This is a genomic window from Bacillus sp. A260 (assembly GCF_009861435.1).
GTDB lineage: Bacteria > Bacillota > Bacilli > Bacillales > Bacillaceae_G > Bacillus_A > Bacillus_A cereus.
The window spans coordinates 3423190-3437391 of the sequence record NZ_CP046398.1 but is presented as its reverse complement, the minus strand read 5'-3'; the positions used below and the strand labels follow the sequence as shown (position 1 = coordinate 3437391).

Sequence of the window (14202 nt, the reverse complement as noted above, 5' to 3'; positions counted from 1 at the left end):
GAAGGATAGCCGTTCGCTATCCTTCATAACATGTTTTAAACTGCTGACTGTAAAGAAGAAACAAGCTGATTTAAAAATTCATCTCCGCTCATAATTGCTTTCCCGCCACCGCGAGCACTCTTCTTATTTCCGCCACCTTTTCCTTCGATTGTAGGAAGAGCGTCTTTTAAAAGAGCATTCATATCGAGTGATACTGATTTTCCGCAAGCGAGAATACATTGTAGTTTGTCATCATTTTCGATGACGAAATACGTAATTGCATGCTCTTGTTGTTCTGTAATAATAGCGGAAAGCTTTGCGATTTCTTGCATAGAACGATTTGTAAATACTTTAGAAATAAGTATGCCGGCATGTATTTCCGTAGGGTGTTGAAGTAGTTCATTTGCCTCTGCAAATAATAATTTTTCATTCATTGTTTGTATTGCTTTTTCGTTTTCTTTTTGAGAAGTAAGCAGTTGCGCCACTTTTGTTGGAATATCAGTTTCGCTACTGTTTAATTGTTTGGAGACATTCTTCATAATTTGTTGTTGCTGCCCTATTAATTTAAGTGTGCGCCAGCCAGCGATAAACGTTAGTCGTATGCCACCTTTATTGCGTTCCCAGCTAAGAACTTGAATAGGACCTACTTCACCAGTACGTTTCGGGTGTGTTCCGCCACAGCCGTTATAATCAAAGTTTTCGATCATAACAACGCGTATATTTTCTGTCATAGTCGGTTCTTTACGAAGGGGCAACGTTTTCGCTTCTTCTAAGTTCATCCACTGGATGCGGATTGGATGGTTTTCAAAAACAATTTTGTTTGCAATTTGTATTGCTTTTTCAACCGTTTCTGCATGAAGATTTTCTGTTTCTAAATCAATTGTTACTGTTTCTTTACCAAGATGGAATCCAATTGTAGGCATGTTAAAATGGTCCCAAAAGGCAGCAGATAAAATGTGCTGAGCCGCATGTTGCTGCATATGATCAAAACGGCGCTCCCAATTGATTTTACCTTCTACGTCTTCTGTATGTAATTGTTCTGCAATGTAATGACGAATTTCTCCGTTTATCTCTTCTACATTGATTACATTGATATCATTTAATGTACCAGTATCATATGGTTGTCCGCCACCTGTCGGATAAAATGCTGTTTCATTCAAAACAACGTATAAGTTACCGCCTTTATCATAATCTTGCTTTATAATTTTAGTAGTAAAGTCTTGCTTATAAGCGTCAGTGTAATATAATTTGTGCTCCAATTTTCTTTCTCCTCTCGCATTAACTAGTTTCATTGTAAAGCAATTGAAATTAGTTTCCTAATATTTCAGAAGAAAGAAACTATTTTTAGAATTTTCTTGCTATAATAAGAAAAAGAAAATGCGGGGGTGGAATGAATATGTTATATGAAAACGGCGTAGATAAACTGCTTAGTTTAAGTAGAAATATTTCCGAATTATATCGAGAATTAAATGAAATGACCCGGATTTTAACGGATTGTAATCGAGAAAGTGTGAAGTTTGATCGGTTATATGTAAAAGAGTTACTTTGGAAGAAAGAAGATGTAATAGAGAAATATGACCAGCTACTTGTACAACTTTGTATTAACGAATGCTTTGATCTAAAAAGTGTCATTACAGGGGAATATAAGTATACATATGAAGAAGTAGAAAACATAGTTTTACAATTTAATGAAAAGTATAATGTCGCAATCTTAATTAAAGATGTGTGTAAAGAATTACAGTTCACATATGGAATTGATATGGACATAACGAGAACAACTCGGGTATCAACAGCTCAAGTATAGAAAAAGGAAAAGAAAGCAGATCCTTTGCTTTCTTTTTTTGTGAAAATAGAGAGAGTAGGTTTAACGATGAAGGGGAAGTTACAGCATATTCATCCGCTTGGAATGAGTATTATTTTAGGGACATTGTTTGCTAGGTTTGCAACTTCAATGAGTATCCCTTTTTTAGCGATTTATTTAACGACTGTTAAAGGTGTATCAGCTGGAATGACTGGTGCTATTATCGGAACGAGTGCACTTGTTGGTGTTTTTGCTAGTTTTATCGGAGGGAATTTATCAGATCGATTTGGCCGGAAAACGATTATGCTCTGGTCCATGATCGTTTGGATTTTTGTGTTTATAGGTTTTTCACTTGCGGATCATGTTTTAATTTTCTTTTTATTAAACGCTTTAAATGGATTATGTAGGTCGTTTTTTGAGCCAACATCAAGAGCATTATTATCAGATTTAACAAAGCCTGAGTATCGGTTACTCGTCTATAACTTACGATACGGTGCAATAAATGTTGGAGTTGCTATTGGACCAATTGTTGGATTACAGATTGGAAGTGCAAAATCAACAATTCCTTTTTTAGTAGCAGCTGGGGTATATATTCTATATACAGCTATATTAGCGTTCCAATTTAAGAAGTATCCAATGGAAAAAAAGAAAGTGAGTACAGAAAAACCTATTACAATGTTAAATGCAATGCGTATATTGCGAAAAGATATAGTATTTTTAGTTGCTTTAGTCGGTATTATTTTGAGTAATTGCGGTTTTTCACATTTAACGACGACAGTATCTCAATATTTTGCAAATGCACATATATTTGAGGATGGAGTGAAGCTATTCTCATATATGCTCGCTTTAAATGCAATTGTTGTAGTGATTATCCAATACCCTGTTATTCAAATGTGCAAAAAATACACACCATTAGCATCCATTATGGTTGGAACTTTATTTGTGAGCGGAGGATTGTTTGGATTTGGAGTAGTAGAATCTATACTAGGTGCTGCCGTCTGTACAATTATTTTTACAATTGGAGAAGTCTTAATGTTTTCAATGACGGATGTATTTATTGATGATATTGCTGTTGCGCATCTAAAAGGAACATACTTCGGTGCGATGGGTTTTTCGGGAATTGGAGCAGTAATAGGTCCGTGGTTTGGAGGAGTACTTCTCGATTACTACGGGTACCAAAATGGGTTTGCAATATTTTCAGCACTAGCTATATTTTCAACTGTGGCATTTCCTGTGCTTTTAGTTACAAAAGGTTTATCGAAAAAAAGATATGATAGAAATTCTAATATAGAAATGCATGCGAAATAACATAAGCCCCAGTAACCAACTGGGGCTTAGTGTGTATTATATTAACTCTTAATTTGAAAAAAGAACTTTCTTTTCATGCTTATCAGCAACTTCATTTTTGGAAATATGAATGGCTAAATATCCATTTTCTAAGCAGGCTAGCATCTTCTTATAAATAATATTATCGGGTAAAGGAATGATCCGCTGTAAAGAAATATTATTATGAAGTATGCAAATGGTTAGGCCTGTCTTCATCTTTTTAATGACTACATTTTGTTCAGTTACATTTGGTACATCTGTTTCCAAAATGTATTCTTGTTCCGTTTCGCAAAGGTCAATATGAATTTGATTTGGGAAACTAAAGTTACTACAAGAGTCAGAACAAAATTGATCCATCCATTCTTCGAAACCATCAACATGAAAAAGACAATCCTTCTTTTTCTTGCCCATGTAAGACACCCTCCGTGAAATCTCAATTCATACTATGTTATGCATGAATGAAGTAGGGGTGAAGAATAAATGGAAAAATATAAACATTGTATGTGGAAAAGATAGCTAGTGTGCACTTTTTGTTTTACATATCATGATGCGCATGATGTTTTTGGCGTGAATGGTTACGGTTTTTTACTTTATGAGATCCGCTTAATGGTTCAGGTTGTCCTTTTTTTTCTTTCGCTTCACGATTGTTTTTTCCCATTGTATGTGACACCTCCTCTTCCTCTTTAGAATGAGAGAAGTTTGCAAATTTATACGAGAATGTTTTTAGAAAAAAAGGTAAAGATAAATGGGACTAACTATTATGGAAAGGGGATTATATAATGCCATATCATAAAGATAAACAACAAGCGTTTCAAGCAGCTCAGCAAGGTGTTACACAAGCAGAAAATGCATTTAACAACATTGTAAAAAATGATCCAAACTACGGTCATGATTTAAAAGAATTACGCCAAGAGGTTCAGGAAGCGTATGAACAAATTCAAAATGCACTAGAAGTAGCTTCAGAAACACAACGCCCACAACTTGAGCAATACGAAAATAACCTTCAAAATATTATGCAGCATGTAGATCAATTAGAAAAGTAAATGAGGTTGTTGTGTATTCGACAACCTCATTACTTTAACGAATATTATGCTAAAACAGAAAATTTTTCTACTCGTTTTTTCTTTATTATGCGCAGTACATATATTTCAAGTTGAAAAAGTGGAAGCGAAAATGTTGCTCAGAAAAGAGCTAGAACCAACTGGCTATGTAACATGGGAAGTACCTAATAATGAAAAGATTATTGCTATTACATTTGATGATGGACCGGATCCAACTTATACACCACAAATTTTAAATTTATTACGTCAATATAAAGCAGAAGCGACATTTTTTATGATTGGATTTCGGGTTCAGCGTAATCCATATTTAGTGAAACAAGTGTTAAAAGAGGGACATGAAATTGGAAATCATACGATGAATCATTTGTATGCGAGTAATTCATCAGATGAAAAATTAGAAAATGATATTTTAGATGGAAAGAAATTTTTCGAAAAATGGGTGAAAGAACCTTTGCTATTCCGTCCACCGGGTGGATATATTAACGATGCTGTATTTAAAACAGCGAAAGAAGCTGGTTATCAAACTGTTCTATGGTCGTGGCATCAAGATCCACGTGATTGGGCAAATCCAGGGGTTGAATCCATTGTAAATCATGTAGTGAAAAATGCAAAAAGTGGTGATATTGTATTGTTACATGATGGTGGAAATAATCGTAGTCAAACAGTAGCAGCGCTAGCAAAAATTTTACCTGAACTGAAAAAGCAGGGCTATCGATTTGTAACGGTTTCGGAATTGTTACGTTATAAACATTAGAAAAAATCCCAAAAGGTGAATGCTCCTTTTGGGATTTTTCGTTACTGGTTCTTTTTGCGTTTCTTATTATTTTGTCGTTCTGCAGCAGTTAAGTTTTCATTTGCAAACTCTTCGTTATAACCAGCACCTTGTCCTTGTGCAGATGCCGCATTCATTCCTGAAATAGTATGATTTGCTTTTCTTTTACCCATTTTATTTCACCTCTATAACTTTTTTTGTAAGTTGCATGATGAGCAGTTCATAGTATGTATGAACTGTAAAGAAAGCGCTAATAGAGCACTTTACTTTATGGTAATAGTATTCATAAGGAACATGAACACTATTCAAATTTAGAAACATAAAGAAAACTTATGATAATCTATAAGTTTCTTATTATTTACTTATTTAGAAAGTTGTAATAAGATATTATCGTAAGGTATTGAAAAGTTTGTCTACATTTTATATTCAGACAACTTAGTCACGTTTAACAGGGGGGAAACATAATGGTCAAACATAATCCATTTCAATCACGCGCAACTTTTGAAGTAGATGGAAAAACGTATCATTATTATGATTTGAAAGCGCTTGAAAACGCAGGGGTTGGCAACGTATCTCAATTACCATATTCCGTGAAAGTTTTACTTGAATCAGTACTTCGTCAAGTAGACGGACGTGTAATCACAGAAGAGCATGTTACAAATTTAGCGAAATGGGGAACGAAAGATGTGCAAGATATCGATGTTCCATTTAAACCATCTCGTGTAATTTTACAAGATTTCACTGGTGTTCCAGCTGTTGTTGATTTGGCTTCGCTTCGTAAAGCAATGGCAGACATGGGTGGGGATCCTGATAAAATTAATCCGGAAATTACTGTAGACCTTGTAATCGATCACTCTGTACAGGTTGATAGAGCGGGTACGGCAGACGCGCTTGCATTCAACATGGACTTAGAGTTTAAACGTAATGAAGAACGTTATAAATTTTTAAGCTGGGCACAGAAATCATTTGATAACTACCGCGCAGTTCCACCAGCTACAGGTATTGTACACCAAGTAAACCTTGAATATTTAGCACCAGTTGTTCACGCGGTGAAAAATGCTGAAGGTGACTTAGTTGCATACCCAGATTCATTAGTTGGAACAGACTCACATACAACAATGATTAACGGTATCGGCGTTCTTGGTTGGGGCGTTGGTGGTATTGAAGCAGAAGCAGGAATGCTTGGACAGCCTTCATACTTCCCAGTACCTGAAGTAATCGGTGTAAAATTAACTGGTACACTTCCAAGTGGTACTACAGCAACTGACGTTGCATTAAAAGTAACACAAGTATTACGTCAAAAAGGTGTAGTTGGTAAATTCGTTGAGTTCTTCGGTAATGGACTAAAGAGCATGCCTTTAGCTGACCGTGCAACAATTTCAAACATGGCACCAGAATATGGCGCAACTTGTGGATTCTTCCCAATCGATGATATTTCATTAGAATACTTACGTTTAACAGGTAGAGATGAAGAACAAATTCGCGTTGTTGAAGAATACTGTAAAGCGAACGGCTTATTCTATACAGCAGACAGCAAAGATCCAATTTACACTGATCTTGTTGAAATTGATTTAAATACAATTGAATCTAACCTTTCTGGACCGAAACGCCCACAAGATTTAATTCCACTTTCAGATATGAAAGATGCGTTCCACAAAGCTGTTGTAGCACCAGTTGGAACACAAGGACTTGGATTTAATGAGCAAGAGTTCGATAAAGAAGTGAAGGTTACATTAGAAGATAAAGAAGTAACGATGAAAACAGGTGCAATTGCAATCGCAGCAATTACAAGCTGTACAAATACATCAAACCCATACGTATTAATTGGAGCAGGTCTAGTTGCGAAGAAAGCAATTGAAAAAGGACTTGTAGTACCTGAGTACGTAAAAACATCATTAGCACCAGGATCTAAAGTTGTTACTGAGTACTTAGATAAATCAGGTTTAACAACATATTTAGACCAATTAGGTTTCCAAACAGTTGGTTACGGCTGTACGACTTGTATCGGTAACTCTGGTCCATTAGCGCCAGAATTAGAAGAAGCAATCGCAGCAAACGACTTATTAGTAACATCTGTTTTATCTGGTAACCGTAACTTTGAAGGTCGTATTCATCCACTTGTAAAAGCGAACTACTTAGCATCACCACCACTTGTTGTGGCATATGCACTTGCAGGTACTGTTGATATTGACCTGAAAAATGATGAAATCGGTAAAGATGCAAATGGTAATGCTGTTTACTTCAACGATATTTGGCCATCAGCTAAAGAAATTGAAGATGTAGTTCAAAGCGTTGTTACATCTGAGCTGTTCAAGAAAGAATATGCACAAGTATTTAATAGCAATGAGCGTTGGAATGAAATCCAAACTTCAAACGAAGCTTTATATACTTGGGATAATGATTCAACATACATTCAAAACCCACCATTCTTTGAAGGTTTATCTAAAGAACCAGGTGAAGTTGAAACGTTATCAGGCTTACGCGTAGTTGGTAAATTTGGTGACTCTGTAACGACAGACCACATTTCACCAGCAGGTTCAATCGGTAAGCACACACCAGCTGGACGCTACTTATTAGAAAACGGCGTACAACCAGTTGACTTTAACTCTTACGGTTCTCGTCGTGGTAACCATGAAGTTATGATGCGTGGTACATTCGCGAACATCCGTATTAAAAACCAAATTGCACCAGGAACAGAAGGCGGATATACAACATACTGGCCGACTGGTGAAGTAACATCAATCTATGATGCTGCTATGAAATATAAAGAAGATGGCACAGGTCTTCTAGTTGTTGCTGGTAAAGATTATGGTATGGGAAGTTCTCGTGACTGGGCTGCGAAAGGTACTAACTTATTAGGTATTAAAGCAGTAATCGCAGAAAGCTTCGAACGTATTCACCGCAGTAACTTAGTGTTAATGGGTGTATTACCACTTCAATTTAAAGATGGCGAAAGTGCTGAAACGTTAGGTCTTGTTGGTAACGAGTCATTTGAAATTCAAATCGACAAATCAGTTAGACCACGTGATCTTGTAAAAGTAGTTGCAACTGATTTAGATGGCAACGAAAAACAATTTGAAGTAGTAGCTCGTTTCGATAGTGAAGTTGAAATTGATTACTACCGTCACGGTGGTATTCTGCAAATGGTTCTTCGTGAGAAAATTGAAGAGTCAAAAGTGTCAAACTAAATAATTGAAATGAACGAGAAGGAAGCTAACAACTGTTAGCTTCCTTATTTTATGGAAAGGGATGAAACCATTTGGTTTCATCCCTTTCTTTTTACTATAAAAATGGAGGAAACGTCATGACAGAGTATAAAAGAATATTGTTGCCGTTACGACAAGAGAAAATATTAGTAATAGCAGCTGTATGTAGTGGGATAATTGCTGCCATTTTAAATTTATCACGCCCAATTTTCATGGGATTAATTGTAGACAATCTTATTCAAAGAGAGCTAAAAGGTGCGTATTTATATATAGCTTTGTTTGCGGGTAGTCGCTTTTTAATGTGGGCGAACAATCTTTTATTTGATTATATAAGTTCAAAAGCGAGTCAACGTATATTACAAACGAAACGTATAGAATTATTGCGTCACTATTTCTCATTACCGTTTGAAGAGAGTGAGAAGATTAAGCAAGGAGAGTTAGAAACTTTGGTCGTGTCTGATATTCCGAACTGGGTCAGATTATATGGCTCTATATTAATAGAATATATACACGCTATTGCCCAATTTATTGGAGCTTTCATAGCACTACAACATATAGATATACAGTTTATATTGTGGGTAACTCCGTTTTTATTTTTAAGTACAATTGTTCCAATACTGATGGGAGAAAAGGTAAGAGATATTGCAAGCGTTGCTCAAAAAAATCACTCAAGTGTTGTAGAGATGGTGTCACAGTTTGTAAAGGGGATACAAGATTTGCGGAGTTTACAAAAAGAAAAATGGGCAATTCGCTTATTTAAAAGAGTAACGGCACAATCGTATAAATCGGAAGTAAAGAAGACGATGATGCAACATTGTATTGGAGTAGTTGGAACGGTGATTGAAACAGGAGCATATATCCTTGTTCTCATTATAGGTGCACAAAAAATAATGAGGGGAGAAATAGAAGTTGGTTCACTCATTGCAGTGTTAGCGACAATTGAGATGCTCTTTTTCCCTGTCCGTTATGTGGGCGATTTATTAATAATGACACAAGTTGCAGTCGCTTCGGCAAATAGAACTTTTTGCTTTTTAAATAAACGAGCAGCAGATAACAATGTAGAAAGAGCGATGGGTATCAGGATAACAAATGTTTCATTTCAGGAGAATGACGAAGAGAAATGCAGAATTCGTAATATTGATTTGCAAATTCGTCCTGGTGAACTCGTTATTATTGTGGGAGAAAGCGGTGCAGGAAAAACAACGCTTTTAAAGTTAATAACGGGCTTGTATAAACCATCTAACGGTAGCATTGCTTATTATGGTAATGAAGCTCGTATGACTACAGTTTGGCAAGAACCACGTTTTTTCCGAACGACGGTAACAGAGAATATGTATTTCGGGGAAGAGTGTTTAGAAAATCAGTTAGAAAAAAATAGTGAACTTATAAATGTAACGCCGATTATTAGAGGGTTACCTGAAGGGAGTCAAACTGTGCTACATAAAAGCGGTGAAGAGCTTTCAGGAGGCGAAAGAAAACGTCTTGCATTATTACGAGCAATTGGTTCAAATCCGAATCTTATTATTTTAGATGAACCGACTGCGGGGTTAGATCCGAGTAATCAAGAAACTGTTTGGAATATGATTGAAGGACTAGGAAGAGATGTAACGAGAATTGTGGCAACACATGATGTAGAGAAAGTGATACTAGCGGATCGTGTTGTCATAATGAGAGAAGGAAGTATTGTTGCATGTGGAAGTCCTGAAAAATTAATAAATAGTCATTCATTTTGAAAGAGATGTGAATAAAGATAAGAGCAGTGCCCTTATCTTTATTCAACATCATTTATTTGATATTGGATAGATTCTGAATGATTTAGATCTACGTTAAAAGTAGCAGTCATAAGGAAAGTTGCAATTCCAAGGATTAAGAAAAGGACGAATGAGACTAGAGAGATGTAAAGACAAATACGCCCTACTTTCTTTTTTTCAAGATCGTTACTAAAGAGTGAAATGATCCATGTAATAATACCGATTGGGTATAAAAGAAAACTAAGAATATATAATGTTATTTTTTCGAATGAATTCATAAAAAATCCCCCTTTTGTTGAAGTTTATATAAGTACGAAAGTAAAAAGGTGAATGGGCCCATAAGAAGATAAACAACACTTCATCTATTTTTCTAATTATATGATAAAAAGGTAAATATTTCATCTTGGTTATAAGAATTCTGATTATTTCGACTCTGAATATTTCCAAGCTTGTCCGTATAAGCTAAAATAAGATATATAGTATTTTGATGAATGTGTTAAAAGAAGATAATACGTTAGGGTGATATAAAATGTGGCGGAAGCTTACGATTATTGTAGTGTTACTTTGTTTAGCGGGATATGCAGCTTATGAACAGTTTGGTAATAAAGAGCAGGCGGTAAAAGTGAAGCAAGAAAAAAGTGAAGCTGCGATGAAAGAGATTATCGCAAGGAATGGTATTGAGATAGGGAAGAGCGCACCAGACTTTGAATTAACTAAGTTAGATGGGACAAATGTAAAGTTATCGGATTTAAAAGGAAAGAAAGTAATTTTAAACTTTTGGGCTACGTGGTGTGGACCATGTCAGCAAGAAATGCCTGATATGGAGGCTTTCTATAAAGAACATAAAGAAAACGTAGAAATTTTAGCAATCAATTATACGCCTTCAGAAAAAGGTGGGGGGGAAGAAAAGGTAAGCAATTTTATTAAAGAAAAAGGAATTACTTTTCCTGTTTTATTGGACAAGAACATTGATGTGACAACAGCGTATAAAGTAATTACGATTCCAACTTCGTATTTTATAGATACAAAAGGTGTCATTCAAGATAAGTTTATTGGGCCGATGACGCAAAAAGAGATGGAGAAAAGGGTTGCTAAATTAAAATAATGGTGAAAAGGTAGAGGTGGAGAGTTCCCATTTCTGCCTTTTCTTTTTCAAGTAGTAATAACTTCATGATATGATGTAAGAAATATAAACGTTTAGAGATAAAGGAGTGTATGGAGTGGGGAATGTATCCTTACCGTTAGATTATGTTGTAATTGATTTTGAAACAACAGGATTTAACCCTTATAATGATAAAATTATTCAAGTTGCAGCGGTGAAATATCGTAATCATGAACTGGTAGATCAATTTGTTTCATACGTGAATCCAGAGCGGCCAATTCCGGACCGAATAACGAGTTTAACAGGTATTACCAATTATCGCGTTTCAGATGCACCGACGATTGAAGAAGTGTTACCTTTATTTTTAGCATTTTTACATACAAATGTTATTGTGGCTCATAATGCTTCTTTTGATATGCGCTTTTTGAAAAGTAATGTAAATATGCTTGGGTTGCCTGAACCTAAAAATAAAGTAATTGATACTGTATTTTTAGCGAAGAAATACATGAAGCATGCGCCTAATCATAAACTTGAAACGTTAAAACGAATGCTTGGAATTCGTTTAAGCTCTCATAATGCATTTGACGATTGCATTACGTGTGCTGCTGTTTATCAAAAGTGTGCAGCTATTGAAGAAGAAGGGAAACGAAAAGTAAATAAGGTTATGCTTGATGAAACTGCGGTATATGAAGCGGTGAAAGAAATACTTGCATGTAATAAACGTAATGTAGAATGGCTACGTTGTATGAACGTAGGAAGTTATTTAGATATAAAAGCTTTTTATCCAGTTATGAGATTAAAGGTAAAAGGACGAAAGAAATATGTATTAACAGAGATATTAGAAGAAGATGTGAAAGAAATATGTACAAGTTTAAAATGTGAACCGGCGTTAAAAAGTGAAGTTGGTAATACGAGAATTATGCTTAATAGCTTAGAGGATGTTATGAAATTAGAAAGTTATATTTTAGAGCAGTATGATTTTGTATTACAGGCGCTTCATGATTATAAAGAAAATGAAATGAATGCAGATGAAAAGTTGAAAGAGTATTTAAATATTATGGTATAAAAAACTCCGTGTGCAATATATTGTACACGGAGTTTTTTTAGGAGTACTAAAACATAAAATTTTCTTGCAAATCTGATTAAAGAGTTTTTGTTTGCTCATACTATGTAATAAGAAAGCGAAGGAGAGAGGGTGAACAACATGAGAAGAAGTCGCCGTAAATCGTTTGAAGAACTTGTAAATGAAAATAAACAACAATTATTAAGCGATCGTGATGCAATTGATCGCATTGAAGAGCGCATTGAAAAACGTTATGAAATGAAACTTTTTAAGCAAGCTGAATAATTCTTAACACTAGTACGATACTAGTGTTAAGGAGGCGATAGTAATGGGTAATCCGAAAAAAAATTCAAAAGACTTTGCACCAAATCATATTGGAACACAATCGAAAAAAGCTGGTGGAAATAAAGGAAAGCAAATGCAAGATCAAACAGGTAAACAACCGATTGTTGATAATGGTTAAAGAAAAGGAGAATATTACATTCTCCTTTTTTATGTATAAATTTGAGGAAAGATAGGTAATTTAAGATGGTGTGTATATACAATATTAGGAGGGAAGTACATGCCAAATCCAGATAATCGAAGTGATAACGCTGAAAAGTTACAAGAAATGGTGCAAAATACAGTTGATAACTTTAATGAAGCAAAAGAAACAGCGGAACTTTCTAATGAAAAAGATCGTGCTGCTATTGAAGCAAAAAATCAAAGACGTTTAGAAAGTATTGACTCATTAAAAAGTGAAATCAAAGATGAATCTTAACAAAATGTACAAAAAGGGCTGACTTTTGTCAGCCCTTTTTCGTAATTGTAAAATTTTCAACGAGTAAACGCCAATTTTGTGGGAATGGTAAACCGATTTTCCAGTAACTAATACCACCTATACCTTGTTCTTTCATTAAATTGAATTTACTTTGAACAGACCGTGAATCTTCAAACCAAACTTCGTGTTGCACGCCGTTTTCATCAAAATAATTAAAATGAGGAGCTTGGGCTGTGAAATCATAACGAATAGGGACATTATATTTACGAGCTAGTGCAACAGCTGCGACAGAGCTAATTGCTTTTGCGGGTGGATTTCCTTGTTTAAATGGAAGCTTCCAATCAAACCCGTATAAATTTTGCCCCATCATAATTTTTTGGGGAGGCATTTGAGATTTTGCATATTGAAGTACTTCTTTCACCGGACCGATAGGAGAAATTGCCATCGGTGGCCCGCCCTGCCATCCCCAGTCATATGTCATAATGACGACGAAATCAACAATTTGCCCTTGCGCTTTATAATCGTGAGCTTCGAAAAATTTTCCCTTTTGATTTGAACTTGTTTTCGGTACGAGAGTTGTGCTCAATGTGTACCCGCTAGGTAAGCGTGTTTTTACATTTCGTAAAAAACGATTATACGCTTCGCGGTCTTCAGGTGCTACACTCTCGAAATCGAAATGAATGTCTCGCATGCCATATTTCTCAGCTGTTTGCAAAATGTTTGTAATAAATTTGTTTTGAATCGTTGCGTCGCGTAAAATAACCGATGTTAGATCGGCACTGAAATTACCATTTTCAATATTTGTAATAACGAGCATAGGGATTGTTTTACCCTGCGTTGCAATATTAGCGATTTTAGCTGTTTCAGTAGGTTCTTTTAATGTGCCATCTCTTTTTGCCTCAAAACTAAAATAAGCTAAGTATGTTAAAAATGGATTGATGGCACGTGTAGCATTAACTAAACTCTCTTTAATCGGTATAGTGGAAGGTTGTAAATAAGCGATGGATTCTACAGCTCGTTTTGTACCTTTTGGTACGTATAATTGTTGTCCGACATGGAGAATAGATTTTAAAGATAAATTATTAACTTTAGCTAAACTAGCGAGGGGAACATTATATGTTTGAGAAATTCGATATAGGCTGTCACCAGGCTGTACATAATAATTATTCCCTTTCGTATTAACGATAAGTGCCTGACCAACCACGAGCGTTTCAGCTGGATTTAATCCATTGTCTTTTACTATTTCGTCAGGTGTTGATCCATATTTTGATGCCAAGCTATATACGCTATCACCACTACGAACAGTTACAATTTGAATCATATGCTGGCTCCTTTCAGTAAAAGATTCACTGTTTTTATTTTATTTTTGATGTTACTGTAT

General features: G+C 35.3%; 17 protein-coding genes. 11 read left to right on the top strand and 6 right to left on the bottom strand.

Annotated elements, in window-relative coordinates:
- Positions 1-35 precede the first annotated feature (35 nt).
- A complete protein-coding gene (locus GD442_RS17195; protein WP_000400378.1) occupies positions 36-1238 on the bottom strand; it encodes a serine-tRNA(Ala) deacylase AlaX in 1203 nt (400 codons plus the stop codon).
- Between the two features lie 137 nt (positions 1239-1375).
- Between GD442_RS17195 and GD442_RS17190 the strand changes: the two genes are divergently transcribed.
- The gene (locus GD442_RS17190; protein ID WP_000965149.1) at positions 1376-1783 is read left to right on the top strand and encodes a hypothetical protein; all 408 of its coding nucleotides are present in this window, start codon (positions 1376-1378) and stop codon (positions 1781-1783) included.
- A gap of 66 nt (positions 1784-1849) precedes the next feature.
- Positions 1850-3088 carry an MDR family MFS transporter gene (locus GD442_RS17185; RefSeq protein ID WP_000676807.1) on the top strand — a complete coding sequence of 413 codons (1239 nt, stop codon included), beginning with the start codon at positions 1850-1852 and terminating at the stop codon, positions 3086-3088.
- A gap of 48 nt (positions 3089-3136) precedes the next feature.
- Here the strand turns inward: GD442_RS17185 and GD442_RS17180 are convergent, their stop codons facing one another.
- Together GD442_RS17180 and GD442_RS17175 are read right to left on the bottom strand one after the other, a co-directional pair.
- Positions 3137-3517, bottom strand: a complete 381-nt coding sequence (locus GD442_RS17180; protein ID WP_000516748.1) for an Hsp20/alpha crystallin family protein — start codon at positions 3515-3517, stop codon at positions 3137-3139.
- A 124-nt stretch (positions 3518-3641) separates the two neighbouring features.
- Positions 3642-3764 carry a small acid-soluble spore protein P gene (locus tag GD442_RS17175; RefSeq protein ID WP_000517649.1) on the bottom strand — a complete coding sequence of 41 codons (123 nt, stop codon included), beginning with the start codon at positions 3762-3764 and terminating at the stop codon, positions 3642-3644.
- Positions 3765-3885: 121 nt separating this feature from the next.
- Between GD442_RS17175 and GD442_RS17170 the strand changes: the two genes are divergently transcribed.
- Together GD442_RS17170 and pdaB are read left to right on the top strand one after the other, a co-directional pair.
- The gene (locus GD442_RS17170) at positions 3886-4149 is read left to right on the top strand and encodes a hypothetical protein (protein ID WP_001146294.1); all 264 of its coding nucleotides are present in this window, start codon (positions 3886-3888) and stop codon (positions 4147-4149) included.
- A 46-nt stretch (positions 4150-4195) separates the two neighbouring features.
- Positions 4196-4921: a polysaccharide deacetylase family sporulation protein PdaB gene (pdaB, locus tag GD442_RS17165; RefSeq protein ID WP_002041622.1), complete on the top strand. Its 726-nt coding sequence runs from the start codon at positions 4196-4198 to the stop codon at positions 4919-4921.
- A gap of 41 nt (positions 4922-4962) precedes the next feature.
- On the opposite strand, the gene sspO is transcribed toward pdaB, so the two are convergent.
- A complete protein-coding gene (sspO, locus tag GD442_RS17160; protein ID WP_000518051.1) occupies positions 4963-5112 on the bottom strand; it encodes an acid-soluble spore protein SspO in 150 nt (49 codons plus the stop codon).
- A 291-nt stretch (positions 5113-5403) separates the two neighbouring features.
- On the opposite strand from sspO, the gene acnA reads away from it, so the two are divergent.
- Together acnA and GD442_RS17150 are read left to right on the top strand one after the other, a co-directional pair.
- Positions 5404-8127: an aconitate hydratase AcnA gene (gene acnA / locus GD442_RS17155; protein WP_000238564.1), complete on the top strand. Its 2724-nt coding sequence runs from the start codon at positions 5404-5406 to the stop codon at positions 8125-8127.
- Between the two features lie 116 nt (positions 8128-8243).
- The gene (locus GD442_RS17150) at positions 8244-9878 is read left to right on the top strand and encodes an ABC transporter ATP-binding protein (RefSeq protein WP_000141521.1); all 1635 of its coding nucleotides are present in this window, start codon (positions 8244-8246) and stop codon (positions 9876-9878) included.
- Positions 9879-9916: 38 nt separating this feature from the next.
- Here GD442_RS17150 and GD442_RS17145 read toward each other — a convergent pair whose 3' ends face one another.
- Complete coding sequence (locus tag GD442_RS17145; protein WP_001083876.1) at positions 9917-10174, bottom strand: hypothetical protein; 258 nt, start codon at positions 10172-10174, stop codon at positions 9917-9919.
- Between the two features lie 251 nt (positions 10175-10425).
- Between GD442_RS17145 and GD442_RS17140 the strand changes: the two genes are divergently transcribed.
- The 5 genes from GD442_RS17140 to tlp all read left to right on the top strand — a co-directional run bounded on the left by GD442_RS17140 (position 10426) and on the right by tlp (position 12821).
- Entirely contained in the window at positions 10426-11001 is a 576-nt protein-coding gene (locus tag GD442_RS17140) for a redoxin domain-containing protein (RefSeq protein WP_000269084.1), read from the top strand.
- A gap of 115 nt (positions 11002-11116) precedes the next feature.
- Positions 11117-12064, top strand: coding sequence for a 3'-5' exonuclease (locus GD442_RS17135; protein WP_000528758.1), 948 nt, complete (start codon positions 11117-11119; stop codon positions 12062-12064).
- A 138-nt stretch (positions 12065-12202) separates the two neighbouring features.
- Positions 12203-12346, top strand: coding sequence for an FbpB family small basic protein (locus GD442_RS17130; RefSeq protein ID WP_001254699.1), 144 nt, complete (start codon positions 12203-12205; stop codon positions 12344-12346).
- A 43-nt stretch (positions 12347-12389) separates the two neighbouring features.
- On the top strand, positions 12390-12524 hold the full coding sequence (sspN, locus tag GD442_RS17125; RefSeq protein WP_000527987.1) for an acid-soluble spore protein SspN: 135 nt from the start codon (positions 12390-12392) through the stop codon (positions 12522-12524).
- Positions 12525-12623: 99 nt separating this feature from the next.
- Positions 12624-12821, top strand: coding sequence for a small acid-soluble spore protein Tlp (gene tlp / locus GD442_RS17120; protein ID WP_001133511.1), 198 nt, complete (start codon positions 12624-12626; stop codon positions 12819-12821).
- 28 nt (positions 12822-12849) lie between these two features.
- Here tlp and GD442_RS17115 read toward each other — a convergent pair whose 3' ends face one another.
- Positions 12850-14142: a glycoside hydrolase family 18 protein gene (locus GD442_RS17115; protein ID WP_000614855.1), complete on the bottom strand. Its 1293-nt coding sequence runs from the start codon at positions 14140-14142 to the stop codon at positions 12850-12852.
- Positions 14143-14202 lie beyond the last annotated feature (60 nt).

Bases quoted from the DNA above. Each gene is read 5' to 3' on its own strand.
- GD442_RS17190 (WP_000965149.1), top strand. From the start codon at position 1,376: ATGTTATATGAAAACGGCGTAGATAAACTGCTTAGTTTAAGTAGAAAT.
- GD442_RS17185 (WP_000676807.1), top strand. From the start codon at position 1,850: ATGAAGGGGAAGTTACAGCATATTCATCCGCTTGGAATGAGTATTATT.
- GD442_RS17180 (WP_000516748.1), bottom strand. From the start codon at position 3,517: ATGGGCAAGAAAAAGAAGGATTGTCTTTTTCATGTTGATGGTTTCGAA.
- GD442_RS17175 (WP_000517649.1), bottom strand. From the start codon at position 3,764: ATGGGAAAAAACAATCGTGAAGCGAAAGAAAAAAAAGGACAACCTGAA.
- GD442_RS17170 (WP_001146294.1), top strand. From the start codon at position 3,886: ATGCCATATCATAAAGATAAACAACAAGCGTTTCAAGCAGCTCAGCAA.
- pdaB (WP_002041622.1), top strand. From the start codon at position 4,196: ATGCTAAAACAGAAAATTTTTCTACTCGTTTTTTCTTTATTATGCGCA.
- sspO (WP_000518051.1), bottom strand. From the start codon at position 5,112: ATGGGTAAAAGAAAAGCAAATCATACTATTTCAGGAATGAATGCGGCA.
- acnA (WP_000238564.1), top strand. From the start codon at position 5,404: ATGGTCAAACATAATCCATTTCAATCACGCGCAACTTTTGAAGTAGAT.
- GD442_RS17150 (WP_000141521.1), top strand. From the start codon at position 8,244: ATGACAGAGTATAAAAGAATATTGTTGCCGTTACGACAAGAGAAAATA.
- GD442_RS17145 (WP_001083876.1), bottom strand. From the start codon at position 10,174: ATGAATTCATTCGAAAAAATAACATTATATATTCTTAGTTTTCTTTTA.
- GD442_RS17140 (WP_000269084.1), top strand. From the start codon at position 10,426: ATGTGGCGGAAGCTTACGATTATTGTAGTGTTACTTTGTTTAGCGGGA.
- GD442_RS17130 (WP_001254699.1), top strand. From the start codon at position 12,203: ATGAGAAGAAGTCGCCGTAAATCGTTTGAAGAACTTGTAAATGAAAAT.
- sspN (WP_000527987.1), top strand. From the start codon at position 12,390: ATGGGTAATCCGAAAAAAAATTCAAAAGACTTTGCACCAAATCATATT.
- tlp (WP_001133511.1), top strand. From the start codon at position 12,624: ATGCCAAATCCAGATAATCGAAGTGATAACGCTGAAAAGTTACAAGAA.
- GD442_RS17115 (WP_000614855.1), bottom strand. From the start codon at position 14,142: ATGATTCAAATTGTAACTGTTCGTAGTGGTGATAGCGTATATAGCTTG.